This window comes from Celeribacter sp. HF31, from assembly GCF_011806455.1.
GTDB lineage: Bacteria > Pseudomonadota > Alphaproteobacteria > Rhodobacterales > Rhodobacteraceae > Celeribacter.
Map to the genome: position 1 here is coordinate 199712 of NZ_JAATOT010000007.1, position 23013 is coordinate 222724.

General features: G+C 60.9%; 24 protein-coding genes. 9 read left to right on the forward strand and 15 right to left on the reverse strand.

The genetic code is table 11. The features are described 5' to 3' along the window. Positions 1-8 precede the first annotated feature (8 nt). The 4 genes from HCZ23_RS15950 to HCZ23_RS15965 form a co-directional block, all read right to left on the reverse strand. The gene (locus tag HCZ23_RS15950; RefSeq protein ID WP_167602735.1) at positions 9-3404 is read right to left on the reverse strand and encodes an efflux RND transporter permease subunit; all 3396 of its coding nucleotides are present in this window, start codon (positions 3402-3404) and stop codon (positions 9-11) included. A 3-nt stretch (positions 3405-3407) separates the two neighbouring features. Further along, complete coding sequence (locus HCZ23_RS15955) at positions 3408-4868, reverse strand: efflux RND transporter periplasmic adaptor subunit (protein ID WP_167602736.1); 1461 nt, start codon at positions 4866-4868, stop codon at positions 3408-3410. Positions 4869-5116: 248 nt separating this feature from the next. Next, positions 5117-5659 (reverse strand): molybdenum cofactor biosynthesis protein B, encoded by a 543-nt coding sequence (moaB, locus tag HCZ23_RS15960; RefSeq protein ID WP_167602737.1) that lies wholly within the window; start codon positions 5657-5659, stop codon positions 5117-5119. Positions 5660-5684: 25 nt separating this feature from the next. Continuing rightward, on the reverse strand, positions 5685-6464 hold the full coding sequence (locus HCZ23_RS15965; protein WP_167602738.1) for a uracil-DNA glycosylase family protein: 780 nt from the start codon (positions 6462-6464) through the stop codon (positions 5685-5687). Positions 6465-6582: 118 nt separating this feature from the next. Here HCZ23_RS15965 and HCZ23_RS15970 point away from each other — a divergent pair, with 118 nt between their 5' ends. The 6 genes from HCZ23_RS15970 (at position 6583) to HCZ23_RS15995 (ending at position 11096) form a co-directional block, all read left to right on the forward strand. After that, the gene (locus HCZ23_RS15970) at positions 6583-7539 is read left to right on the forward strand and encodes an aspartate carbamoyltransferase catalytic subunit (RefSeq protein WP_167602739.1); all 957 of its coding nucleotides are present in this window, start codon (positions 6583-6585) and stop codon (positions 7537-7539) included. Continuing rightward, entirely contained in the window at positions 7536-8069 is a 534-nt protein-coding gene (locus HCZ23_RS15975) for a hypothetical protein (RefSeq protein WP_167602740.1), read from the forward strand. Before HCZ23_RS15970 ends, HCZ23_RS15975 begins: the two co-directional genes overlap by 4 nt. Continuing rightward, a complete protein-coding gene (locus HCZ23_RS15980) occupies positions 8066-8581 on the forward strand; it encodes an aspartate carbamoyltransferase catalytic subunit (protein ID WP_167602741.1) in 516 nt (171 codons plus the stop codon). The genes HCZ23_RS15975 and HCZ23_RS15980 overlap by 4 nt, the downstream gene beginning before the upstream one ends. Then, positions 8578-9843 carry a dihydroorotase gene (gene pyrC, locus HCZ23_RS15985; protein WP_167602742.1) on the forward strand — a complete coding sequence of 422 codons (1266 nt, stop codon included), beginning with the start codon at positions 8578-8580 and terminating at the stop codon, positions 9841-9843. The genes HCZ23_RS15980 and pyrC overlap by 4 nt, the downstream gene beginning before the upstream one ends. A gap of 48 nt (positions 9844-9891) precedes the next feature. Continuing rightward, positions 9892-10485 carry a glycerol-3-phosphate 1-O-acyltransferase PlsY gene (plsY, locus tag HCZ23_RS15990; RefSeq protein WP_167602743.1) on the forward strand — a complete coding sequence of 198 codons (594 nt, stop codon included), beginning with the start codon at positions 9892-9894 and terminating at the stop codon, positions 10483-10485. Between the two features lie 86 nt (positions 10486-10571). Then, entirely contained in the window at positions 10572-11096 is a 525-nt protein-coding gene (locus tag HCZ23_RS15995; RefSeq protein ID WP_167602744.1) for a DUF805 domain-containing protein, read from the forward strand. A 3-nt stretch (positions 11097-11099) separates the two neighbouring features. Here HCZ23_RS15995 and HCZ23_RS16000 read toward each other — a convergent pair whose 3' ends face one another. From HCZ23_RS16000 to HCZ23_RS16010, 3 genes are all read right to left on the reverse strand, one after another. Further along, positions 11100-12470, reverse strand: coding sequence for a glutamate--cysteine ligase (locus tag HCZ23_RS16000; RefSeq protein ID WP_167602745.1), 1371 nt, complete (start codon positions 12468-12470; stop codon positions 11100-11102). A 97-nt stretch (positions 12471-12567) separates the two neighbouring features. Next, positions 12568-13074 (reverse strand): hypothetical protein, encoded by a 507-nt coding sequence (locus HCZ23_RS16005; protein ID WP_167602746.1) that lies wholly within the window; start codon positions 13072-13074, stop codon positions 12568-12570. Next, the gene (locus HCZ23_RS16010; RefSeq protein ID WP_167602807.1) at positions 13074-13796 is read right to left on the reverse strand and encodes a 16S rRNA (uracil(1498)-N(3))-methyltransferase; all 723 of its coding nucleotides are present in this window, start codon (positions 13794-13796) and stop codon (positions 13074-13076) included. The genes HCZ23_RS16005 and HCZ23_RS16010 overlap by 1 nt, the downstream gene beginning before the upstream one ends. 11 nt (positions 13797-13807) lie before the next feature. Here HCZ23_RS16010 and ubiA point away from each other — a divergent pair, with 11 nt between their 5' ends. From ubiA to HCZ23_RS16025, 3 genes are all read left to right on the forward strand, one after another. Beyond that, on the forward strand, positions 13808-14773 hold the full coding sequence (gene ubiA / locus HCZ23_RS16015; protein ID WP_167602747.1) for a 4-hydroxybenzoate octaprenyltransferase: 966 nt from the start codon (positions 13808-13810) through the stop codon (positions 14771-14773). 65 nt (positions 14774-14838) lie between these two features. Beyond that, the gene (locus tag HCZ23_RS16020) at positions 14839-16797 is read left to right on the forward strand and encodes an OmpA family protein (protein ID WP_167602748.1); all 1959 of its coding nucleotides are present in this window, start codon (positions 14839-14841) and stop codon (positions 16795-16797) included. Further along, on the forward strand, positions 16794-17120 hold the full coding sequence (locus HCZ23_RS16025) for a hypothetical protein (RefSeq protein ID WP_167602749.1): 327 nt from the start codon (positions 16794-16796) through the stop codon (positions 17118-17120). Before HCZ23_RS16020 ends, HCZ23_RS16025 begins: the two co-directional genes overlap by 4 nt. A gap of 27 nt (positions 17121-17147) precedes the next feature. Here HCZ23_RS16025 and rpiB read toward each other — a convergent pair whose 3' ends face one another. The 8 genes from rpiB to HCZ23_RS16065 all read right to left on the reverse strand — a co-directional run bounded on the left by rpiB (position 17148) and on the right by HCZ23_RS16065 (position 23013). After that, positions 17148-17585: a ribose 5-phosphate isomerase B gene (rpiB, locus tag HCZ23_RS16030; protein ID WP_167602750.1), complete on the reverse strand. Its 438-nt coding sequence runs from the start codon at positions 17583-17585 to the stop codon at positions 17148-17150. Positions 17586-17626: 41 nt separating this feature from the next. Then, positions 17627-18064 (reverse strand): molybdenum cofactor biosynthesis protein MoaE, encoded by a 438-nt coding sequence (locus tag HCZ23_RS16035; RefSeq protein WP_167602751.1) that lies wholly within the window; start codon positions 18062-18064, stop codon positions 17627-17629. Between the two features lies 1 nt (position 18065). Then, entirely contained in the window at positions 18066-18317 is a 252-nt protein-coding gene (gene moaD, locus HCZ23_RS16040; protein ID WP_175580913.1) for a molybdopterin converting factor subunit 1, read from the reverse strand. Then, complete coding sequence (pgsA, locus tag HCZ23_RS16045; protein ID WP_167602752.1) at positions 18307-18873, reverse strand: CDP-diacylglycerol--glycerol-3-phosphate 3-phosphatidyltransferase; 567 nt, start codon at positions 18871-18873, stop codon at positions 18307-18309. The genes moaD and pgsA overlap by 11 nt, the downstream gene beginning before the upstream one ends. An 18-nt stretch (positions 18874-18891) precedes the next feature. Continuing rightward, the gene (gene uvrC / locus HCZ23_RS16050; protein ID WP_167602809.1) at positions 18892-20751 is read right to left on the reverse strand and encodes an excinuclease ABC subunit UvrC; all 1860 of its coding nucleotides are present in this window, start codon (positions 20749-20751) and stop codon (positions 18892-18894) included. 351 nt (positions 20752-21102) lie between these two features. Further along, the gene (locus HCZ23_RS16055) at positions 21103-21888 is read right to left on the reverse strand and encodes an SDR family oxidoreductase (RefSeq protein WP_167602753.1); all 786 of its coding nucleotides are present in this window, start codon (positions 21886-21888) and stop codon (positions 21103-21105) included. 10 nt (positions 21889-21898) lie between these two features. Then, a complete protein-coding gene (locus HCZ23_RS16060; protein WP_167602754.1) occupies positions 21899-22846 on the reverse strand; it encodes a calcium/sodium antiporter in 948 nt (315 codons plus the stop codon). After that, a complete protein-coding gene (locus HCZ23_RS16065) occupies positions 22846-23013 on the reverse strand; it encodes a hypothetical protein (protein WP_167602755.1) in 168 nt (55 codons plus the stop codon). Before HCZ23_RS16065 ends, HCZ23_RS16060 begins: the two co-directional genes overlap by 1 nt.

Genomic DNA, 23013 nt, shown 5'->3' on the forward strand with positions numbered 1-23013 from the left:
CTCCCGGCCTAGATTTTCTGCCCGTTCCGCACCCGCATCCCCGCCACGACCATGTAGGTCGAGGCGAAAGCCGCGATCAGACCAATCAAAAACAGCGCCAAAGCCGACATGAAACTGCCGCTGCCAAAGAGCATCGGCAAGACACCCGGCAGGACCACCGGCCCGATGGTCATCACGAACCACAGAGCGGAGAACCCTACCGCACCGATCAGCACCTTGCCGACCGTGCCGCTGCGTTTCGGGTTGAACAACCCGCGCCGCAGCGCCGCAACTTGACGCGCCACATCGAGCTGCATCGCCAAAATAGCGGGCACCAGCATCAGCACGATCACCATGCCAAAACCCAGGCCATAGGCCAGCGTGATCACCGTCGGCTTGAGGAATTGCGCGTCCGCTGAGGTTTCATACAGCAGCGGCCCAAGCCCCAGAACCGTGGTCATCGTGGTCAACATCACCGGACGCAGACGGTCGACAGCGGCGTCGATCACCGCGGGGATCAGCCCGCGGTCCCGCCCGTATTCATCCACGGTCGAGACCAAGACGATGGAATCGTTGATGATAATCCCGGTCATCCCAATGAGACCGACGACGGAGAACATCGACAAAGGCACGCCCCAAATCGCATGGCCGTGGATTGCGCCGATGAGGCCAAAGGGGATCACCGACATCACCACCACAGGCCGCGTCCAGCTTGAGAAAATCCACGCGAGCGTCAGGTAGATCCCGATCAACACGCCGGAGAGCCCGAGGAAAGCATCGGAGAGAAAGCGGTTTTCCTGTTCGGCGAGGCCGGAAATCCGGTGGGTGATGCCAAATTGCGCATCCAGTTCCGGCATGATTTCATTGCGAATCTCGTCCTGAAGCTCGGCAGAGCGCGCCGCATTGCCCTCGTCCATATCGCCGGAGACGGTGAGAATACGCAGCCCGTTTTCGCGGCGCACAGTGGAAAAGCCGGTCTTGCGTTCGACGGTCACAATATCGGAAAGCGGCACATAGGCGCCCGAGGCCGCACGCATCTGGGTGCGGTTCAGGAAATCGGCGGTCAGCTCGTCTTCGGGCACTTCGACCTGAATGCTCGCGGTGCGCACACCTTCGGGATAGGTCGCCGCCTCGATGCCGCCCAGACGGTGCGCCAAAACGGACCCCAGCGCGTTGATGGTAAAGCCCAGCGCTTCGCCCTGCGGAGTGAGTTCGAGGATCAATTCCTCCTTGTCGTAAGACAGGGTGTCCTCAAGCGCCGAGACCTCAGGGAATTGCGACAGCCGGGATTTGAGCTCCTCGGCGGCGGCTTTCAAGGTCTCAGAGTCCGCACCGTAGAGATCGACGTCAATCGCGTCGCCACCGGGGCCGAACCGCCCGCGTCGGAAGGACACGGTTTCCGCCAGAGGATGATTCACCACCTCCTCTTGCAGGTCGCTCACAAAGGCGGCGGAGGAATAGGGCCGCAAGTCGGCGTCGATCAGTTCGATCGTGATACCGCCCAGCTGATAATCCTCTTTGCCGTTGGTCCCAGACAGGCCGCGCCCCGCATTCGAGCCGATTTGCGAGACCATGTAGAGCAAAGGATTGGTGCCGTATTCGTCTTCATAACGGTCTGCCACGGTCTCGGTCGCGCGCTGCAATTCCTGCGCCATGGCGATGGAGTCGCTGCGCAGACCGGCGGGGGCCATGGCGAAATTGCCGGTGATCACCGGTTGTTCAGGCGAGCTGAAAAACCGCCACTGCACCTGACCGGAGATCAGCAAAGAGGCCTGGACGGCCAAAAGCAACACGGCGCCGGCCACCACCGGATAGCGCAGTTTGACGGACCATGTGACCAGCGGGCGGAACAGGCGTTGGCGAAACGCCTGAAACCCTTTGTCGACCTGACGCGAGGGCCAGTCGTACCAATGCGATTTCGACTGCGCGGTCAGGGAATGGCTGAGGTGGTTGGGCAAGATGATGAAACATTCGATCAGCGAGGCGATCAGCACCACGATGACGGTAAAGGGAATGTCGGAGATCATATCCCCGAAGCGCCCCGAAATGGCGGTCAGGCCAAAGAAGGCGATCACGGTGGTCACGGTCGAGGAGAACACCGGCGCAAACATCCGTTTCGCGGCGTTTTCGGCGGCCGTGACGGGACCTTCGCCCAGACGCCTGACCCGGAAATCCGCATGTTCGCCCACCACAATGGCGTCATCAACAACGATGCCAAGGGTAATGATCAGCGCGAAAAGCGAGATCATGTTGATCGTCAGACCGGCGGCATACATCATCGCAATGGCCGAGAGCATCGCAACCGGAATGCCCGCCGCCACCCAAATCGCCGTGCGCGCATTCAGAAACAGAAACAAAAGCGTCAAAACGAGGCCAAGCCCCATCGCGCCATTCGACAGCAAAAGATCGAGCCGCGCCTGAATCCGCTCCGCCCGCGTGTTGTAGAGATCGAGCGTCACACCTTCGGGCAGGGTCAGCTCCATCTCGGCGGCGACCTCTTCGACGATGCCCTGAATTTCGATCGCATCGCCCATGTCGGAGCGCGACACCCGCACGGAAACCGCCGGATTGTCGCGCACGAAAAACGCCTCATCGCGGTCCACACCGTTGACCTCGATGCTGGCCACATCGCCGATGGTGAGCTGTGAGCCGTCGTCATTGCTGCGCAGTACGATGCTGGCAATGTCCGCCGCGCCGCGTTTTTCAACGCCCGTGCGCACCCGCGCGCCACCATTGCCGACATTGCCCGCCGGGCTGGTATCGGCCTCGGAGGCAATGGCGCTGGCGATCTCTTCCATCGTCACATCATGTTCGATGAGGCTCAGCGTCGGCACGCGCACCACGGTTTCCGAGGCCGCAACACCGGAGATGGTCGTCCGCGTCACACCGCGGGCAAAAAGCCGGGCGACCAGCTCGTCCGAAAACCGCGCCAATTGATCCAAGCCCACGGGTCCGGTGATCGCCACATCGGTGACGCGGTCGGTCCAGCCGCCCCATTGAACCTCGGCATCATCCGCGCCATCAGGCAGGTCGGTCACCGTGTCGATGGCGGCATTCACATCGTCGGCAGCGCGCTGCATGTCCCAGCCCGGCTCGAATTCCAGCGTGATATTGCCGCGCCCCTCGACCGAGGTGGCGCTTGATTCCAACACGCCTTCGACGGCCAAAAGCGTCGGCTCTAACACCTGCACGATGCCATTGTCGACATCTTCCGGCCCCGCGCCGTCCCAAGCGACCGAGACGCGGACGCTATCGACCACGACATCGGGGAAAAACTGCGACCGCATCTGCGGAATCGCGGCCAGCCCGGAGCAGAGCAACAACACAAGAACAAGGTTCGCCGCCGTCCGGTGACGTGTGAAATAGGAGAGAATGCCCTTGGCCTTCGCCAAACCTGCGCCGCGGCCTGTCTCTTTCACAGACATGGCTTAGCTCCCCATCCGTTGTTCGAGACGCTCGATCAGATCGGCGGGCACTTTATCAGCGGCAAGCTGTTCCTGAACACGCACCCGCATCTCGTCGGACATTTTGTCATTGCTGGCGACAAAGGCCAAAAGCGCGGCACGGCGTTCGTCGGTCAGCGCGATCATATCGGCGCCTGCACCGCCCTGCGCCGATCCTTCGGCGCCGTTCACTCGGACCCGAATGCCCGCGCCCAACAAGGGCGTGCGTTCCGCGACGACCTGACGCCCGGAGAGGCCCTCGACCCCGATGATCACATCATCACCCTGACGGCGCAGCACGGAAACGGGCACCTCTTCGAGACGGCTTTGCTCGGTCACGGCCAGCACCGTGTCATTGCCCCCCACCGCCGACGCGGGCACCAAGGCCACGCGCTCCAGCTCGGGTTCTTCCAACTCCACCGTCACAAAGTCACCGGGGCGAAAGCCCAGCACATCGTCGAGACGGGCATAAAGCGTCCGCCCGCTTTGCCCCTCGGCGACGGCGGCACTTTCACGCACAACGCGTCCCTTCGCCTTGAGATCCAGCCCGGCGACATCGAGCGTCACGGTGACGTCCATCTGCGGCAGGCGCGCGCGGTCGGTGACCAGCCTGGCATATTGTTCGGTCGAAATGCGAAACGCCACTTCCAATTCGTCGGGATTGATCAGCGTGGCGAATTGCTCATTGGTGCTCAACAGCGTGCCCAGCGCGCCGGACACGTCACTTAACACCCCGTCGAAGGCGGCGGTGATGGTCATGTCATCGAGCGTACGTTGCATGTTGTCGCGATCAATCTCGGCGCGGAGCACCGAGGTTTTCGCGCTATCGACCGCCGCTTCGGCATCCGCCAAAGCCTGACGTTTCGACAAAACGGATTGACCGGCGGCGGCATGGGTGAGGGCCGCCTCTTCGACCGAGCTGGCACTGCCGACACCTCGGTCGAACAGGCTTTGCTGACGGTCGAGTGCGGCCTTGCGCAGGTCGAGCTGCGCACGGGCGGCCTTCAGATCGTCAGCGGCGATGGTGCGAGCGCGCTCGGCGTCACGCAGATCGGCCTCTGCCTCCAACAGATCGGCCCGTGCCACGCGCAGCGCGGCATCGGCATCTTCGGTGTCGATTTTCAGGATCACTTCGCCCGCCGTGACCGCCCCGCCCTCTTCAAAGGCCTCGGACAGCGCGACGATCCGCCCGGCGGCGGGGGCGCGCAGTTCAAGGCTCTGCCGCGCCGAAATCTGACCGTAGCTCGTGAGCACCGGGATCAGTCGCTGCGGCACCACCTCCGCGACATTGACCGCGAACTGGCGCTCACGCGCCTGCGGCGGCAGGCTTTCGGCGGCCAGACGGGCCTGATAGGCGGAGTAGACCTTGTAGCCGGCACCGACCAAGAGAGCGAGCGTGGCGCAGGTGAGGAACAACCCGATCAGGGAACGGCGGAGAAATCGCATTGCGGGAACCCTTTGTGGTCCTGAAGATCAAAAGACGGCTCCGAAACAGGCACAGCTCTGCCCCGGTGAACGATAAGCATACGGCAGAACAGAAAAATTCTGTCGCGCTATTTTGTCGCTTCACGGAATTGTTGGTTAAAGCGTTTTTCAAAAAACTTGAGGCACTCAATTTTTGAAAAACGCAGCAAGATCAATTCAGTGTCGCAACGTTTTTCGCTCAATCTGATTCAGAATAAACGAAAACCGCTTTATTTCCGGCGTTTGTGCTCTTCGAGACGCGGGAAAATCTGGACGAAATTGCAGGGCTTGTGCCGGTAATCGAGCTGGAATTTCAGGATCTCGTTCCAGGCATCTTTGCAAGCGCCGGTCGAGCCGGGCAGTGCAAAGAGGTAAGTACCGCCCGCGACACCGCCGGTGGCGCGAGACTGCACGGCAGAGGTGCCGATCTTTTGCATCGAGACAATGGTAAAGACCGTGCCGAAGGCGTCGATTTCCTTTTCGTAGACATCACGATGGGCCTCGACCGTCACATCGCGGCCCGTAAGCCCCGTCCCCCCGGTCGAGATCACCACATCGACATCCTTGTCGTCGATCCACATCTGAAGCGTGTCACGAATGAGCGGACGGTCATCGGTGACAATCTTGCGATCCGCCACCACATGTCCGGATTCTTCGATCATCTTGACCAGCGTGTCGCCGGATTTGTCGTCCTTGAGCGTGCGCGAATCCGAGACGGTCAGAACCGCGATACGCACGGGGATGAATTCGAGGGTGTCGTCGATGTGGCTCATGATGGCTCCGTAAAAGGGCAATGCCCTATGATTTCAGCTTGGCCTGAATGTCCAACAAATCCGCCCAGGCCTCGCGCTTCGCCAGGGGCGTGCGCAAAAGATAGGCCGGATGGGTCATCGGCATCGCGGGTTTGCCCAGCACCTTTTGCCATTGGCCCCGAAGCCTCGTGATCCCGGCACGCCCCAGCAGAGCGGTGCAGGCCCAATTGCCCATCAGCACGATCACATCCGGGTCGGCCAACTCAATGTGGCGGATCAAAAACGGTTTCAGCATCGCGATCTCGGCCGGCGTCGGGTCGCGGTTTTCGGGCGGGCGCCAGGGGATCGGATTGGTGATGTAAAGCGCATGCTCTGCGTCGGGCGAGGTCCGATCCAGACCGATGGCCGCGAACATCTTGTCCAACAGCTGCCCGGAGCGCCCAACAAAAGGCTTGCCTTGAATGTCCTCGTCCCGCCCCGGCGCTTCGCCGACGATCATCACGCGGGCCTTGGGATTGCCGTCAGAGAACACCAGATTGCGCGCGCCGCGTTTGAGATCGCAAAGCTCGAAGCCCTCCAGCGCCTCGCGCAGCGCGTCCAGATCGCCCGCCGATTGCGCCAGTTTCAACGCGACTTCTGAGGCGTCTTGCTGTTTCTCCGGCAAGATCGCCTGCGGGGCCTTTGCCGCCTCCACCGCAGGTTTCGGTGCCTTCTCAGGGATTTCATAGCGATTGACAGGCGTCTCGGAGATCGCCTCGGCCGCGCCAAGTTCGATCTGCCACTCCAAAAGAGCGTGCGCCTCCCAATAGTCGATCTGAGTCTCCATAGCGGCCAAGCTACAAGGCCCGGACGAGGAGGTAAATCGCGTAAAAGTCGAGAATGGCGCATTGCCCGCCCGCGCGTGCTTTTCTATAAGCGAGGGAAAGCACATAGGGGGTTATCTCATGGCATTCCGGCAAAAACACCTTCTGGGGATCGAGCCGCTTCATCCCGATGAGATCACCACTATTCTCGATGTGGCGGAGCGCTACGTCGACCTGAACCGTCAGGCCAACAAACATTCCGACGCCCTCAAGGGCCTCACCCAGATCAACATGTTCTTCGAGAACTCGACACGGACGCAGTCGTCTTTCGAACTGGCCGGCAAGCGTCTTGGTGCCGATGTGATGAACATGGCGATGCAGGCCAGCTCGATCAAAAAGGGCGAGACGTTGATCGACACGGCGCTGACCCTGAACGCGATGCATCCCGATCTCTTGGTCGTGCGCCACCCGCATTCAGGTGCGGTGGATCTCCTGGCGCAAAAGGTCAACTGCGCGGTGCTGAACGCAGGAGATGGCAAGCACGAACACCCGACGCAGGCTTTGCTCGATGCGCTGACGATCCGGCGCGCGAAAGGCCGGTTGCACCGTCTCAACATCGCGATTTGCGGGGATATTGCCCACTCTCGCGTGGCGCGCTCGAACCTCATGCTCTTGGGCAAAATGGAGAACCGTGTGCGCCTCGTCGGCCCGCCCACTTTGGTGCCGCAGCAGTTCCGCGAATTTGGTTGCGAGATTTACGACGACATGGCCGAGGGCCTGAAAGATGTCGATGTGGTGATGATGCTTCGCCTGCAAAAAGAGCGCATGGATGGCGGCTTCATCCCGTCGGAGCGCGAATATTTCTACCGCTACGGGCTGGATGCCGACAAGCTGGCGCATGCCAAACCCGACGCCATTGTGATGCATCCGGGGCCGATGAACCGCGGCGTCGAGATCGACGGCACCATTGCCGACGACATCAACCGGTCGGTCATTCAGGAACAGGTCGAAATGGGTGTCGCCGTGCGCATGGCCGCGATGGATTTGCTCGCGCGCAACCTCAAGGCCTCGCGCGAAGAGGCGGGGGTGATGGTGTGAGCAACATTCTCGATATTCCGCAGTCAGAGCTACAGTTTGGGCAAAAGCTGGTCTGGGCCTTTTCCTATGAGGGCCCCATGGACGCCCTCGAAGCCCTTTCGCCCGAAGAACTGGCCGAGGCTTTGGGCCTTTGGGCCACGCCTGACATGGACCACGTCGAGCGCTTCGATCTGGACAGCATGCGCGACTATGGCTTTGCGCGCTATCTCTCCGAGGCCAGCGGGTTTGAGATTGGCGAGGACACAAGCCGTCTCGATGCGCTCACCGGGCCAGTTCTGCTGATCCACGCCAAGGCGCTCAATGTCAAAGACACCCGCTTTGCGCCGGAGCCGCCCTTTGCGCTGATCGGGCGCTACGGCACGGCCCTCGACATCCCGCCGGTGATCGGGATTGAGAGCGACAGCGCCAAAGGCCAGCTGCCGCAGGGCAAGCCGCCGAAGTCCTCGGCGCGCATCTCCGGCATGGTCGCCACCTTTGTCCTCATCTTCCTCGCGCTCTTTGTCGCCGTCTTCGTCTGGATCGGCGGATGACCGAGGGCTGGGCGGACATCCTCCACCCCAATGAGCGGGTGCTGTGGCAGGGGCAGCCTGATCAACGCATACAATGGCGTGGCCCCGGCCTGCCGTTTGCGTTTTTCGGCGTGGTCTTTGCGGGCTTTGCCCTGTTCTGGATGGTGAATGCTTTTGTGGCAGGCGGGTTCTGGATTTTCGGCCTGTTCCAATTCATCACCGGTCTTTTGGTGGCGCTTGCGCCCCTGCTTTTGGGCCCTTTCATCGCGCGGCGCACATGGTATTCGCTGAGTTCCCGCCGCGCGTTCTTCGCGAGCGACATGCCGTTCTCCGGCAAGACCCTTTTGGCCCTCGACCTGCGCCCCTCTTTGGGTGTGGAGTTCGACGGCCAAGACCCCGGCACAATCACCTTCAACACCCGCGCAGAGCCGATTGTCGGCGAACAATTCGACAGCACGCCCGCGTTTGCTCTTATCCCCGATGCCCGCACCGTCTACGGGCTGATCCGCGATATTCAGAAAGGCTCAGTATGACCATTTTCACCAATGCCCGTCTGATCGACCCGGAAACCCAGACCGATACTTTGGGGTGGCTGCGCGTCGAGGGCGATGTCATCGCGGAAAGCGGCACGGGCACGCCGCCGCTGGGCGAGACCGTCGACTGTGGCGGCAAATGCCTTGCCCCCGGGATCGTCGATCTGGGTGTGAAAGTCTCGGAACCCGGTGAGCGTCATAAGGAAAGCTTTGCCTCCGCCGGTCGCGCCGCCGCCGCGGGCGGGGTGACGACGATTGTCACGCGCCCAGATACGCTGAGCGCGATTGACACGCCCGAGGTTTTGGAATTCGTCCAACGCCGCGCAGCGAGCGATGCCATCGTCAAGGTCAAACACCTCTCCGCCCTCACCAAAGGCCGCGAGGGCCGCGAGATGGTTGAGATCGGGTTCATGCGCGACGCGGGTGCCGTGGCCTTTACCGATTGCGATCATGTCATCGAGAACACCAAGGTGTTGCAGCGCGCGCTGACCTACGCGAAATCCTGTGGCGCGCTGGTGATCGGCCACCCGCAGGAGCCGGGTCTGTCGAAAGGTGCCGCCGCCACCTCCGGCAAATTCGCCGCCCTGCGCGGCCTCCCCGCCGTGTCGCCGATGGCCGAACGCATGGGCCTCGACCGCGATCTGGCGCTGATCGAGATGACCAATGTCAGCTATCATTTCGACCAAATCACCACCGCCCGCGCCTTGCCTGCACTGGAGCGGGCGAAACAGAATGGCTTTGATGTGACGGCGGGCGTGTCGATCCACCACCTGACGCTCAACGAGCTGGATGTGGGCGATTACCGGACGTTCTTCAAAGTCAAACCGCCGCTGCGCTCCGAAGACGACCGTTTGGCGATGGTCGAGGCGGTGGCCTCCGGCTTGATCGACGTGATTTCCTCGATGCACACACCGCAGGACGAAGAGAGCAAACGCCTGCCGTTTGAGGAAGCCGCCTCGGGGGCCGTGGGGCTTGAGACGCTGCTCCCCGCCGCGCTGCGCCTGTACCACGCGGGCCAATTGACCTTGCCGGAGCTGTTCCGGGCGATGGCGTTGAACCCGGCGAAACGGCTGGGACTTTCGAGCGGGCGTCTCTCTGAGGGCGCGCCTGCGGATCTTGTGCTCTTCGACCCGGATGCACCTTTTGTGCTGGATCGGTTCAAGCTCCGTTCGAAATCCAAGAATACCCCCTTTGACGGCGCCCGGATGCAGGGCATTGTCAAAGGCACCTGGGTCGATGGGATGCGGGTGTTCGACGGCTGAGCCCCGCCGCCGCATCCTATTTTGAGTATTTAAACCACGGAAAAGACCATGACGCTTCTCTTGATCATCATAACCGCGCTTTTGGCCTATCTTTTGGGCTCGATCCCCTTTGGCATCGTCATGGCGCGGCTCTTTGGTTTGGGCGATTTGCGCCAGATCGGGTCGGGCAACATCGGCGCGACCAATGTTTTGCGCACCGGCAACAAAGTGGCGGCCTTTTTGACGCTTTTAGGGGACAGCGGCAAAGGGGCGCTGGCGGTGATCCTGGCACGGGCGCTTTTGGGCGAACAACTGGCCGGCATCGCCGGGCTTTTCGCCATGCTCGGGCATCTCTATCCCGTGTTTTTGCGCTTCAAAGGGGGGAAAGGTGTTGCGACCTTCCTCGGCACGCTTTTGGCGCTCTCTTTGCCTGTTGGGCTTTTGGCCTGTGGCACCTGGCTCTTGGTGGCGGTGATCACGCGCTACTCAAGCCTCTCGGCCCTGATCGCCGCACTTTTGGCGCCGATCTACACCGCGTTTTTCTACCATTTGCATGGCGCCCTTCTGGTGCTGATCCTGACCGGCCTGATTTTCTACAAACACCGCGACAACATCGCGCGGCTCAAGGCCGGGACGGAAACCAAGATCGGCCAGAAGGGCTAAGAGACCGCAAACGGTCCTTTTGAGGCCCAATTTACGCCACAAGTGATGGTTAATCTGAGCCCATATTTGGAGATCAGGAGCCTGTTATGATTGGTCCATTGCAAGCGATTGAAAATTTTTACTTTCGGTATTTCCAGTTTTCGGGACGCGCCACCCGCGCCGAATACAATTGGATTGGCCTCTATTCCTTCGTGGTCTCGGCCTTCCTTTTCATGCTCGCTCTCACGGGATCGGATGAGTCCGCACTCCTCGCGATCGGGGTGTTTTGCCTTGTGAACCTGATCCCCGGCTGGGCGCTCACCTGCCGAAGGTTTCACGATTTCAACTGGTCGGGCTTTGCGATTTTCCTGTTTATGATCCCTGTCGCCTCGCTCGTTGTCAGCATCATGCTGATGTTCCGGGGCTCGGACAGAGGTGAAAACAGCTACGGGCCACCTTCTGGCGGCACGCACAAGCTGACCGAGCGTCAAATGGGGGCCTATGCAGCTCTCGTCAATGTGCCCAGCGTGAACAATCAGGCAAGCGCCAGCACTTGGGACACGCGCGAAGAGGCGCGTCGCCAAGAGGTGCACGACTATTATCGCAAACATGTGCTGGGGCAGCAGAGCTAAAAGTTAATAGCTGTATTCGCCAAAGACGCGTGTCACGTCGCCGTTCCAGTCGCCTTCAAAACGCGCGATCAGCTCGTCCGCAGGGGCTTGGCCAGTTTCGATGCTGTCCTTGAGCGCGCTCAGGAAGTGGGTTTCATCCGGCACCATGCCGCCTGCACCCGCACGTCCACGGGCTTTGAGACCCGCCTCGGCAATCGACACACATTCGCGCGCGAGATCGAGCATTTTGACGCCACCAACCTCGGCCTGAAGCGCATCGACGGAGGCGGCGACGCGCAGCTCTTCGCGGAACTCGGGCGTCCAGCCCTTGATCAGGTCAGAGGTCGCATCGAGCGCGCTCTGATCGTACATCAGCCCGACCCAAAACGCCGGAAGCGCGCAGAGGCGACGCCACGGGCCACCATCGGCGCCGCGCATCTCCATGTATTTCTTGATCCGAGCCTCGGGGAAGAGCGTCGTGAGGTGATCCGCCCAATCCGACATCGTCGGCTTTTCGCCGGGCATCGCGGGCAGTTCGCCTTTCATAAAATCGCGGAAGGACTGGCCCAGCGCGTTGATGTATTTGCCGTCTCGGTAGACGAAATACATCGGCACATCGAGGGCATAGTCGACATAGCGCTCAAAGCTCATGCCGTCTTCGAACACAAACGGCAGCATGCCGGTGCGCGAGGCGTCGAGGTGACGCCAGATGCGCGAGCGCCAGGATTTGTGACCGTTGAGCTTGCCCTCTTTGAAGGGCGAATTGGCGAAGAGCGCGGTCGCCACCGGCTGCAACGCCAGAGCGGTGCGGAATTTCTGCACCATGTCGGCCTCGGAGGCGAAATCGAGGTTCACCTGCACGGTACAGGTGCGGCGCATCATGTCTTTGCCGGTCTCGCCCACGGTCGCCATATAGGAATCCATCAGCTTGTACCGGCCTTTGGGCATCAACGGCATCTCGTCATGGGTCCAGGTCGGCGCCATGCCAAGCCCGATAAACCGCGCGCCCACTTCGTCGGCGATGGTGTGCACTTCCTTGAGGTGTTCGTTCACCTCGTCACAGGTCTGGTGGATGTTGTCCAAAGGCGCGCCGGACAATTCCAACTGCCCGCCTGGCTCCAGCGAGATATTCGCGCCGTTCAGTTCAAGCCCGATGAGGTACTCGCCCTCGAAAATCGGGTTCCAACCATAGCGGTCCTGCAACCCTTCGAGGATCGCCTTGATCGAACGCTCGCCCGCATAGGGCAACGGCATCAGAGCATCTTCGCAATAGCCGAATTTCTCGTGTTCGGTGCCGATTTTCCACTGATCTTTGGGCTTACAGCCCTCAGCAAGATAACCCACGAGATCGTCATAGCTTTCGATCGGCCCGCCGCCGGATTGAGGAATGGACATGGGGGAAGGTGCTCCGAAAGAGTTGCAAATCGTTCGGGTACAGTTGTGCGATGCGGGCGGCGAAGTCAATGCGGCCCGGACCTTCTGTGATTTGCGCTCAGTGAAGAACCGCTGTGCGTTTCCGCCAGATCACGACCGGGTGATCCGGTGTCTGTTTGATCTGGCGCAGCATTTTTTCGGTCTCGAGACCTTCGAGCGTGACGAAGACATCAAAGAGCGCCTCGGCCCCGTGGGCGTTGACGGGGATGGTCAAGGGCGGCTGGCCGGGGGCATCCAATTGCCAATGGGCGTGGCCCTTGCCGGTGGGGACCAGAGTGACGGCGATCAGCGCCTCGATCTCAACCTGTCCGCCCGTCAGAGGGGAAAAGAAAGAGACGACGCCTTCGTCCACTTCGACCGCACCAAAGCCGCCGCCGCCCCGATCAAAGCGCGCGCGCTGAATGGCCGCAACGGCGAAGATCACGGAGAGCGCAGTGAACCCCAGCGCGATCCAGCGCATGACACCGAAAGAAGACGCGGCCCAAAGGCCCATGAGCGTGACGACCAGAAGCGCCACGACAACCTCACGCCAGCGCCAGAGCAGGGCTTTCACCTCGGGGCGCATCACCAGTCACCGAGCTGTTGCTGCCAGATCGTCAGCGCCGCGACCGCCGCCGTGTCGGCGCGCAGGATGCGAGGACCGAGAGACACCGCATGAGCAAAGGGCAACGCATGCAGGCGTTTGCGCTCAGCCTCGGAGAACCCACCTTCTGGACCAATGAGAATGGCCCATTTGCCACCTTTCACATCCCCAAGCGCCTCCTCAGCGCCCACAAGCGTCTCGTCACAGAACATGATCTGCCGCTCCGCATCCCAGTCTGACAAAAGCCTATCGAGCTTCACCAGATCGGCCACCTCGGGCACGTAAGTCCCGCCACATTGCTCGGCGGCCTCGACGGCATGGGCCTGCAACCGGTCTTGCCGGATACGTTCGGAATTGGTGAAATCCGTCGCCACGGGGACGATGCGTTTCGCCCCCATCTCGGCAGCTTTCTCGACAATAAAATCGGTGCGCGCCTTTTTGATCGGAGCAAACAAGAGCCAGAGATCGGGCGGCATCTGCAAATCGCGGGTCTTTTCGCGACAGGTCAATTCTCCACCGCGTTTGCCCGCCTGCGTGACCTCCGCCAGAAACTCGCCATCGCGGGAATTGAACAGCGCGACAAAGGCGCCCTCCCCTTGGCGCATCACGCCAAAAAGATAATGCGCCTGATCCCTTTCCAGAGGAATGGATTGCCCCACTGCAAGCGGGTGATCTACATAGAGCCTGATTTTCGCTTCAACCATGGACATTACATATGACCGATGAGCAGCCAACACCAGAGATGAACGGACAAGTGGCCGATGCGGTGAAGGGCAATTGGGTGGACCGACTTGCGCCCCCCGCCACGCGTCCCTACCTGCGGCTGTCGCGGGCGGATCGGCCTGTGGGCACATGGTTGTTGCTCATTCCCTGCTGGTGGGGTGCGCTTTTGGCCTCGGCTGAGGTCGGAACTCTGAGCCTGCGGACGGTCTGGATCATCATCGGCTGCGCTCTGGGCGCTTGGCTCATGCGTGGGGCGGGCTGTACATGGAATGACATCACCGACCGGGATTTCGACGATAAGGTGGAGCGTACCAAAAGCCGTCCGATTCCCTCCGGTCAGGTCACGGTGAAACAGGCCGCGGCATGGATGATCGTGCAAAGCCTCATCGCCCTCGCGATCCTCCTGACCTTCGGCAAGCTCGCGATCCTCTTGGGCATCCTCTCGCTTTTGCCCGTCGCGATCTATCCTTTCGCCAAGCGGTTCACATGGTGGCCGCAGGTGTTCTTGGGCATCGCTTTCAACTGGGGCGCACTTTTGGCCTATGCCGCCGTCGCGGGCAAACTCACCACGGCGCCCGTGTTTTTGTATCTGGCGGGCATCGCCTGGACGATCTTCTACGACACAATCTATGCGCATCAGGACAAAGAAGACGATGCGCTCATCGGCGTGAAATCCACCGCGCGCCGCTTTGGCGACGACACCCCGCGCTGGCTCAAACGCTTTCTCGTGATCACCGTGGTGCTCATGGCCGCAGGCATCATCGAGGCGCTGGCTGACCGTTCGATTTTGGCGCTGGTCGTGGGGCTTGGCGCGCCATGGGCGATGGGGCTGCACATGACCTGGCAGATGTCGCGGCTCGACACCGAAGACCCGGATCGCTGCCTCTCTCTGTTCCGCGCGAACCGCGACACGGGGCTCTTGGCTGCGCTGTTTCTTGCCATCGCGGTCTTCCTTTGATTGCAGCAATCCGCCGAACCCCCTAAGACAAAGGCCAAAGTCACAAACAGGCGTCTTGTTCCCTGATGCGCATTTCAGAATTCCTACCCGTCTTCGCCGCCCTCATCGCGGGCCTCATCCTCAGCCTCGGGGCCGCCGCCATCGGGGCCACGGTGATCGAGAACACCTCGACCAAAGCCGTGGACAACCAATTGGCGATGCGCGGCTATGACTGGGTGGATGTGCAGGGCGACGGGTTGCAGATCGTGCTCACCGGCACCGCGCCGGACGAACAGACGCAACTGGCCGCCCAGCGCGCGGCGGGCCATGTGGTCGATCCCTCCCGCGTCATCAACGTGATGAACGTCGTGCAACAAGAGGCCATCCCCGCGCCGCGGTTTTCCATCGAGATCCTGCGCAATGACAGTGGCATTTCTCTGATCGGTCTGGTGCCCAGCGGTTGGGACCGCGAAGGGTTTATCGAAGCACTGAAACGCGCGAGCGGCACCGGCTCCGTCGCCGATCTTCTGGAACAGGCGGATTATCCGGTGCCCGAAAACTGGGGCGATGCCACCGAATTCGGCCGCACCGCGATTGGTCTTTTGCCCCGCTCGAAAATCTCCATCGCCGCCGACGGCATCACGCTCACGGCTCTGGCCGACAGCAAGGAGCAGAAAGTCACCTTCGAGCGCGCCCTGATCCGCGCCCTGCCCGACACGCTTCCGGTGGCCATCGACGTGGCCGCGCCCCGGCCCGTGATCACCCCCTTCACGGTGCGCTTTATCATCGACGCAAATGGCCCGCGCTTTGACGCCTGTGTCGCCGAAACGCCGTCGGGTCACGCCCGCATTCTGGCCGCCGCGAAAGCCGCAGGCGTTGAGAACCCGACCTGCACCATCGGCCTCGGCTCGCCCACGGCACAATGGGCTGCGGCGGTCGAAACCGGCATGCGCGCGCTTCAGGACTTGGGTCAGGGCAGCATCACCTATTCCGACGGCGATGTCAGCCTGATCGCCGCCGAGGGCACTTCTGCGTCGCTCTTCGACAGGGTCGTGGGCGAGCTGGAAGCCGATCTTCCCGCCACCTTCACCCTGCACAGCAGCCTGCCGCAGGCGGAGACAGAGGCCGAAGAAGAAACCCGCCCCGAGTTCATCGTCATCCGTTCGCCCGAAGGCCAGACCCAGCTGCGCGGCCGCATCGCCGACGAGCGCAGCCAGGCCGCGACCGAAGCGCTGGCCAAAGCCGCCTTCGGCAGCGCCTCGGTCTATTCCGCGATGCGCGTCGAAGATGACCTGCCCGACGGCTGGTCCCTGCGCGCCATGGCCGCCATCGAAGCACTGGCCCAGCTGAACCGCGGCTCCGCGACCATGACCGAGGACCTCGTGACCGTGCGGGGCGAGACCGGCAACGAGAACGCCCGCGCCGAGATCGCAAGCCTCCTATCCGCGAAACTGGGTGACGGCGAACAATTCACCATCGATGTCACTTACGTGCGGAAACTCGATCCGGTGCTCAACCTCCCGACGCCACAAGAGTGCGTCGACCGCGCCAACCAACGCATCGCGGCGAACAAAATCGTCTTTGATCCCGGCTCGACCGAGCTGAACGAAGCCGCCAACGAGACCCTCGACCAGATCGCCGAGGTGCTCAAGGATTGCGAAGAGGTCGAAATGGAGATCGGCGCGCATAGTGACAGCCAGGGCGGCGAGGTGATGAACCTCAACCTCTCGACCCAACGTGCCAACTCGGTGCTCGACGGGTTGCTGATGCGCCGTGTGGCAGGCGTGAAATTCACCGCGCAGGGCTATGGCGAAAGCCAGCCGATCGCGGACAACGACACCGAGGAGGGGCGCGAGGCCAACCGTCGGATCGAATTTAAATTGCTGAACGCAGAGGCGCCGGAGACGGCAACCGCGCAAGATGAGGCACAACAGGACACATCTGACGCGCCGCGGGGGGACGATGCGGCGACAGATACGGATGGGGCCACGGATGGGGCAGAGGGTGCAGATACCGCATCTGAAGACGGGGAAACGGAAGAATGAACAGAACCGAATTGATCATCGCGACCGCAGTCGTGCTCTTCATCGCCTTTTTGCTGGGCTGGTTTGCGCATTGGCTGATCCATCGCTTTGTGCGTGTGGGTCAGGGCGAGATGAGCGATCTCGACACCATGGCGCAGCAATTGCATGAGGCCGAAGAAGAACGCGATCAGGCGATCCACTATTATCAGCAACGTGAATCCGAGCTGACCAATCAGGCCAATCAAACCGACGCGGAACTGCGCGCTGCGATGGAAGGCCTGCGTGAGGCGCGCCAGGAGGCCGAAGAGCTGCGCGCTTATATCGAACGGCAAAACGCGGGGTAAGCCCCCGCGTCTTCACGTTTCAGGCGCTTATTCCGCTTCGATCATATCCACGCGGGTGGCGTGGCGGCCGCCTTCGAATTCGGCGGACAGGTAAGCATCCACGATGTCGAGCGCGAGGCCCTCGCCCACCACGCGCGCGCCGATGGAGAGCATATTGGCATCGTTGTGCTGACGGATCATCCGGGCGGAGAAGCTGTCGGAACAGACCCCGCAACGGATGCCTTTGACCTTATTGGCGGCCATCATGATGCCTTGGCCCGTCCCGCACAGAATGATGCCCAGATCACAATCGCCAGAGGCGACAAGCTCCGCCGCCGCCTGCCCATGTTTCGGGTAATGCGTGCTCTCCGGCGTGGTCGGACCGATGTCGACGGCTTCATAGCCCTGCTCGGTGATATGTTTGGCAATCGCTTGACGCAGCTCGATGGCGGCGTGGTCGCTTGAAAGCGCGATACGTTTGGTCATGGTTCGTTTCTCGGTCGTTGTCTTGGTTAAAATCTGCGGGCTCACCAGCGGTTCAAAGCCTCTTCATCGGCGTCTTTCGCGGCGACCCAATCGGCGCCCTCGCGCGTCACTTCTTTCTTCCAGAAGGGCGCGCGGGATTTCAGGTAATCCATGAGATATTCGGCGGCCTCGAACGCCTCCACCCGGTGGCGGGCGGCGGTGGCGACCATCATGATCTGATCGCCGGGGCGGAGATTGCCGTAGCGATGGATCACAAGGCAATCGGTGAGCGACCAGCGCGTGGCAGCCTCTTCGGCGATCTTGGTGATCGTCGCCTCGCACATGCCGGGATAATGCTCGATCTCCATATGCTCCAGCGTACCGCTGTCATCGCGGACCCGTCCTGTGAAGCTGACCGTCGCGCCGGTGTTGGGCGCTTTGCCAAAGCCTTTGAGCACTTGGGCGAGATCGAAATCTTCGGATTGGACGGTCACTTGCATCTCAGCCACCCGTCATGGGCGGAAAGAACGCCACCTCGCGCACGCCGTCCAAGGAGGCGTCGAACTCGGTCAGCTCCTGATCAAGCGCCACACGCAGGGATTTGAGATCGGAAAACGCCAGATCATAGCGCGGCTCGCGGGCGCGCAACTCTTCGACCAGATCCATCACGGTCGCGGCCTCGGTCTCCAACGTCTCGCGCGGCTCCCCGATGCGCTCGCGCACCCAAGCGAAATAGAGCACCTCAATCTTCATGGCTGTCTCTCAGATAGGGCATGGCTTTGCTCAGATAATCCCAACCGGTGATCACGGTCAAAATCCCGGCGATCCAGAAGATCAGCAGCCCCAGCGTGAACAAGGCCGCAACCGCGGTCGCGCCATAGGCAAAGAGCACCGCAATGGCGACCATCTGCGCCGTGGTTTTCCATTTGGCAAGCTTGGTGACCTTCAAAGTCCCGGCGGTGTCGCCCAGGAATTCCCGCAGGCCAGACACGAAGGTTTCGCGCAGCAAAATGAAGGCGGCGGGAATGACGATCAACGCATTCGCGCCATGCAACATGGTCAAGACCGCAATCGCCGTGACCACCATCGCCTTATCGGCAATCGGGTCCAACATGGCGCCGAATTTCGACATCTGGTCCCATTTGCGCGCCAGATAGCCGTCGAGAAAATCGGTGATCGAAGCGGAGGCAAACAGGATCAGCGCGGCCCAATCGGCGACGGGGCGCGGCAGGATCAGAAAAACGAGCGCCACCCCCGGCGCGCAGAGCAACCGGAAGACGGTGAGAATATTGGGCAGGTTCCATGTCATGGCTCTCTCCTTACCCCGTCACCCGTGCTCATGGAAGAAGTCGTAGATCGTCTGGGCCACTTTCTCTGAAATTCCATCCACCGCCTTGAGATCGGCGAGGTTCGCGCCCGACACCGCCTTGGCCGAGCCGAAATGTGCCAAAAGCGCCCGTTTGCGGGTCGCGCCCACGCCCGGCACTTCATCAAGTTTCGTCAGCCCCATGGCTTTCGAACGCTTCGCCCGGTGGGTGCCGATGGCAAAACGGTGCGCCTCATCCCGCATGCGCTGGATGAAATAGAGCACCGGATCGTTGCGGCGGAGCGCCATGACACGGTGGCCGATGCGATGGAATTCCTCCTTACCCTGATCGCGGTCGATGCCCTTGGCCACGCCGATCATCGGCACATCGGTGACGCCTTGTTCGACCATGATTTCATGCACGGCGGAGACCTGCCCGGCGCCGCCGTCGATCAACAAGAGATCAGGCCAGAGACCTTTGGAACGATCCGGGTCGTCTTTCAAAAGGCGTTTGAACCGGCGTGTCAGCACCTCTTTCATCATGCCAAAGTCATCGCCCGGCGTGATGTCGTCGCCGCGGATATCGTATTTGCGGTACTGGTTTTTCATGAAGCCTTCCGGCCCCGCGACGATCATCGCGCCAACCGCATGCGCCCCCTGAATGTGGGAGTTGTCGTAGACCTCGACGCGCGCGGGCACACGCGGCAGGTCGAAGGCCTCTTTGAGACCTTCGAGCAGTTTTTCCTGCGCCGCACCTTCGGACATTTTGCGGCCCAGACTTTCGCGGGCATTGCGCAGTGCGGAGGCGACAAGCTCCTGTTTCTCGCCCCTTTGCGGGACGAGGATTTCGATCTTTTTGCCCGCTTTTTCCGACAGCGCCTCGGCCATCAGCTCGCGCTCTTCGATGTCATGCGACAGGATCAACTGACGCGGCGGATCGCGTTTTTCATAGAATTGCCCGATGAAACCGGCCAAGACCTCTTCGGCCTCCGCCCCGTTGGTTTTCGGATAGAAATCCTTGTTGCCCCAGTTCTGATGCGCGCGGATGAAGAAGACCTGAACACAGGCCTGCCCGCCCTCCATATGCAGCCCGATCACATCGCCCTCGCCCACGGTGCGCGGGTTGATGCCTTGGGCGGTCTGCACATTGGTGAGCGCCCGGATCCGGTCACGCAGCCCGGCCGCTTTCTCGAACTCCATGGCGTCAGAGGCCTCTTGCATGTCATGCGCCAGCTTTTCCTGAAGCCCAGAGTGCCGGCCTTGCAAGAACCGCTCCGCCTCATTCACCAGTTCGGCGTAGTCCTCTTTCGAAATCTTTCCCACACAAGGCCCGGTGCAGCGTTTGATCTGATATTGCAGACAGGGCCGCGTGCGAGACTCAAAGTCCACATCCGAACAGTTCCGCAGCAGAAAGACCTTTTGCAGCTGGTTGAGCGTGCGATTGACCGAAGAGGCCGAGGCGAAGGGGCCATAATACGACCCTTTGCGCTTGCGCGCGCCGCGATGTTTGGTGATCTGCGGAAACGCGTGATCATGGGTGACGAGGATATTCGGAAACGACTTATCGTCGCGCAACAATACGTTGTAGCGCGGCTTCAATTGCTTGATCAGGTTTTGCTCTAAGAGAAGCGCCTCGGTTTCCGTTCGCGTGGTCAGGAACATCATCTGCGAGGTCTCGGAAATCATCTTGGCGATGCGCGCGGAGTGCCCCGAGGGACGCGCGTAATTCGAGACCCGGTTTTTCAGGTTCTTCGCCTTGCCGACATAGAGCACGTTATGTTCGGGATCGAGCATCCTATAGACGCCGGGAGAGCCGTCGAGCTGTTTGACATAGGCGTCGATCACCTTGTGACCGCGCGGGATGTCTTTGCTTTCCCCCATGCTCTCCACAGGGCTCTCCAAAGCGCTTTCTTTTGGGGTCGTCTCTTCGCTCATCTGCCTGTCTCTGATTCCCGTCTCCGGCTGCAATCTTATCGCACTGGGGGCAAGAGGAAACTCATCCACCATTCCTGTGGATAACCCTGCCGATAAGTTTTCGTGAACCGTGATTTTCCCTTGTTTCCGTGTATTTTCGTGAGTTTGCCCAAAAAACAGTCATATTTTCAAGCCATTGATTTTAAGGGAAATATTTTTATAAGACCCGCAAATCATTGAAATGATTTACATTTTAGTAACAGAAATGAAACAAACCTGCCCAAGGTGCAAAACTTTTCGCGACACCCTGCCGCAGGGTCACTCCGTGACATCCACATCGGGCGTTTCCCAGGCCAGGTGTTGCCCGCTATCGGGACAGATCAATTGCCCCGTCACAGCGTTTGCAGCACACAGATAGCGCAGTGCCTCACAGATATCCTCAGGGTCGGCCCCGCGCTGCAAAAGCGTGGCCTTTTGCTGCTCGGCAAACGCCTCATCCGACTGGCGCGCACCTTGCAGGGTCGGGCCCGGCCCAATGCCATTCACACGCACCTTCGGCGCCAGTGCTTGCGCCGCCGTTTGCGTCAGCGTCCAGAGCGCAGATTTGGCCAGAGTGTAGCTCATGAACTGCGGTGTCAGCTTGCGCACCCGCTGGTCGATCATGTTGACAACAAGCGCCTGCGCACGGGGCCGCCCGCGCGCATCCACAACCGGCTCGGGCGCCTGCGCCGCGAAGGCTTGCAGCAACACAAACGGCGCGCGCAGGTTGCTTTCGATGTGCCGATCCCAGCTTTGACGGGTCACATCCGGCAGGCTGTCCTGTTCGAAAATCGAAGCGTTGTTCACCAAAAGCGTCAAAGGCCCGCCCAAGGCCTCCGCCGCACGCGGCACCAGCGTCTCGACCTGCGCCTCGTCCAAAAGATCGGCCTGAAGCACGGAGGCCTTGCGCCCCATGGCGCGCAGTTTCGCGACAAGTTCACCGGCCGCGTCCGTCGAGCTGTTGCAATGCACAGCCACATCGAAGCCATCCTCCGCCAAGGCCAAAACCATAGCCCGGCCAAGCCGATGCGCCGCCCCGGTCACAAGCGCTCTTTTGTCCTGCAAAATCCTCTCCTCAGCTCAGAACTGCCAGAATGTAGAGGACATATAGGGCGGAAAGGACGATCCCCCAAAGACGGGTGATGTCGATGCGTTTGAGGACGAACACCCCGAGGATCACCGAGGCCCCGAGCATGACCCAGATGTCGAAGTCCATCAGCTCGGAATCGACCGGAAGCGTGCCAACGAGGCTCGACACGCCGATGATGCCCAAAAGGTTGAACATGTTCGAGCCGATGACATTGCCAAAGGCGACATCGGCCTGTTTGCGAAGCGCCGCCATCACCGTGGTTGCAAGCTCCGGCAAGGAGGTGCCAAGGGCCACAAGGGTCAGGCCGATGACGGTTTCAGACACGCCGAAAGCCCGCGCGATATTGGTCGAAGCGTCAACGAGGATGTCCGCCCCCAAAGGCAGACCGATGAGACCGGCGATCAGAAAACCGATGATCTTGGCCCAGGGCATATCGGGATCGGCGCCTTCGACCTCTTCTTCCTCAGGAGCATCGCGCTGCGCCACGCGGTGACAGCGCGCCTGATAGATGGCGTGCCCGATCATCGAGAACAGCGCCGCCAAAAGCACGACCCCGGCGATCCAGTCGAATTGACCACGCATCGCCAAGAGGATGAAAAGCACCGTCGCTCCGATCATCTGGAGGTAGGAGGCGCGGGTGGAATTGTCGATCACATGCAGCGTCGAAATCAGGGCGGGTACACCGAGAACCAGCAGCACATTGGCGGTGTTCGAGCCAATCACATTGCCCAGCGCCAGCCCCGGCACGCCGTCGAAAATTGCGGAGACCGAGACCAAAAGCTCAGGCGCGGAGGTGCCAAAGGCCACAACGGTCAGAGAGACGATCAGCGCCGGAATCCCCAACCGCAGAGACAGGTTCACGGCGCCACGCACCAACATATCCCCCGCCACGAGCAAAAGCACCAAACCGGCGACCGCGTAAATGAAATCCATCAGGGTTTGCCCTTTTCACAGGCGCATGCGCCCTTGCCTATTTTGTAACGCCCGCAGCGGGGGCATTTCATGTCTTTGAGTTTTTGCTGTCCAGGAAAGCGCAGCCGTCCGAAGATGGCCAAAACCATCATGAAGATCAGAAAAACGCTGATGACCTTGAACATCAT

Coding starts and splice junctions, on each gene's coding strand:
- moaD (WP_175580913.1), bottom strand. CDS start 18,317: ATGAAGATTGAGGTGCTCTATTTCGCTTGGGTGCGCGAGCGCATCGGG.
- HCZ23_RS15995 (WP_167602744.1), top strand. CDS start 10,572: ATGATTGGTCCATTGCAAGCGATTGAAAATTTTTACTTTCGGTATTTC.
- HCZ23_RS16020 (WP_167602748.1), top strand. CDS start 14,839: ATGCGCATTTCAGAATTCCTACCCGTCTTCGCCGCCCTCATCGCGGGC.
- HCZ23_RS15950 (WP_167602735.1), bottom strand. CDS start 3,404: ATGTCTGTGAAAGAGACAGGCCGCGGCGCAGGTTTGGCGAAGGCCAAG.
- HCZ23_RS16010 (WP_167602807.1), bottom strand. CDS start 13,796: ATGGTTGAAGCGAAAATCAGGCTCTATGTAGATCACCCGCTTGCAGTG.
- HCZ23_RS16000 (WP_167602745.1), bottom strand. CDS start 12,470: ATGTCCATTCCTCAATCCGGCGGCGGGCCGATCGAAAGCTATGACGAT.
- HCZ23_RS15965 (WP_167602738.1), bottom strand. CDS start 6,464: ATGGAGACTCAGATCGACTATTGGGAGGCGCACGCTCTTTTGGAGTGG.
- pgsA (WP_167602752.1), bottom strand. CDS start 18,873: ATGACATGGAACCTGCCCAATATTCTCACCGTCTTCCGGTTGCTCTGC.
- HCZ23_RS16035 (WP_167602751.1), bottom strand. CDS start 18,064: ATGCAAGTGACCGTCCAATCCGAAGATTTCGATCTCGCCCAAGTGCTC.
- HCZ23_RS16060 (WP_167602754.1), bottom strand. CDS start 22,846: ATGGATTTCATTTACGCGGTCGCCGGTTTGGTGCTTTTGCTCGTGGCG.
- plsY (WP_167602743.1), top strand. CDS start 9,892: ATGACGCTTCTCTTGATCATCATAACCGCGCTTTTGGCCTATCTTTTG.
- ubiA (WP_167602747.1), top strand. CDS start 13,808: ATGACCGATGAGCAGCCAACACCAGAGATGAACGGACAAGTGGCCGAT.
- HCZ23_RS16065 (WP_167602755.1), bottom strand. CDS start 23,013: ATGATGTTCAAGGTCATCAGCGTTTTTCTGATCTTCATGATGGTTTTG.
- moaB (WP_167602737.1), bottom strand. CDS start 5,659: ATGAGCCACATCGACGACACCCTCGAATTCATCCCCGTGCGTATCGCG.
- uvrC (WP_167602809.1), bottom strand. CDS start 20,751: ATGGGGGAAAGCAAAGACATCCCGCGCGGTCACAAGGTGATCGACGCC.
- HCZ23_RS15970 (WP_167602739.1), top strand. CDS start 6,583: ATGGCATTCCGGCAAAAACACCTTCTGGGGATCGAGCCGCTTCATCCC.
- HCZ23_RS15980 (WP_167602741.1), top strand. CDS start 8,066: ATGACCGAGGGCTGGGCGGACATCCTCCACCCCAATGAGCGGGTGCTG.
- HCZ23_RS15955 (WP_167602736.1), bottom strand. CDS start 4,868: ATGCGATTTCTCCGCCGTTCCCTGATCGGGTTGTTCCTCACCTGCGCC.
- rpiB (WP_167602750.1), bottom strand. CDS start 17,585: ATGACCAAACGTATCGCGCTTTCAAGCGACCACGCCGCCATCGAGCTG.
- pyrC (WP_167602742.1), top strand. CDS start 8,578: ATGACCATTTTCACCAATGCCCGTCTGATCGACCCGGAAACCCAGACC.
- HCZ23_RS16005 (WP_167602746.1), bottom strand. CDS start 13,074: ATGCGCCCCGAGGTGAAAGCCCTGCTCTGGCGCTGGCGTGAGGTTGTC.
- HCZ23_RS16025 (WP_167602749.1), top strand. CDS start 16,794: ATGAACAGAACCGAATTGATCATCGCGACCGCAGTCGTGCTCTTCATC.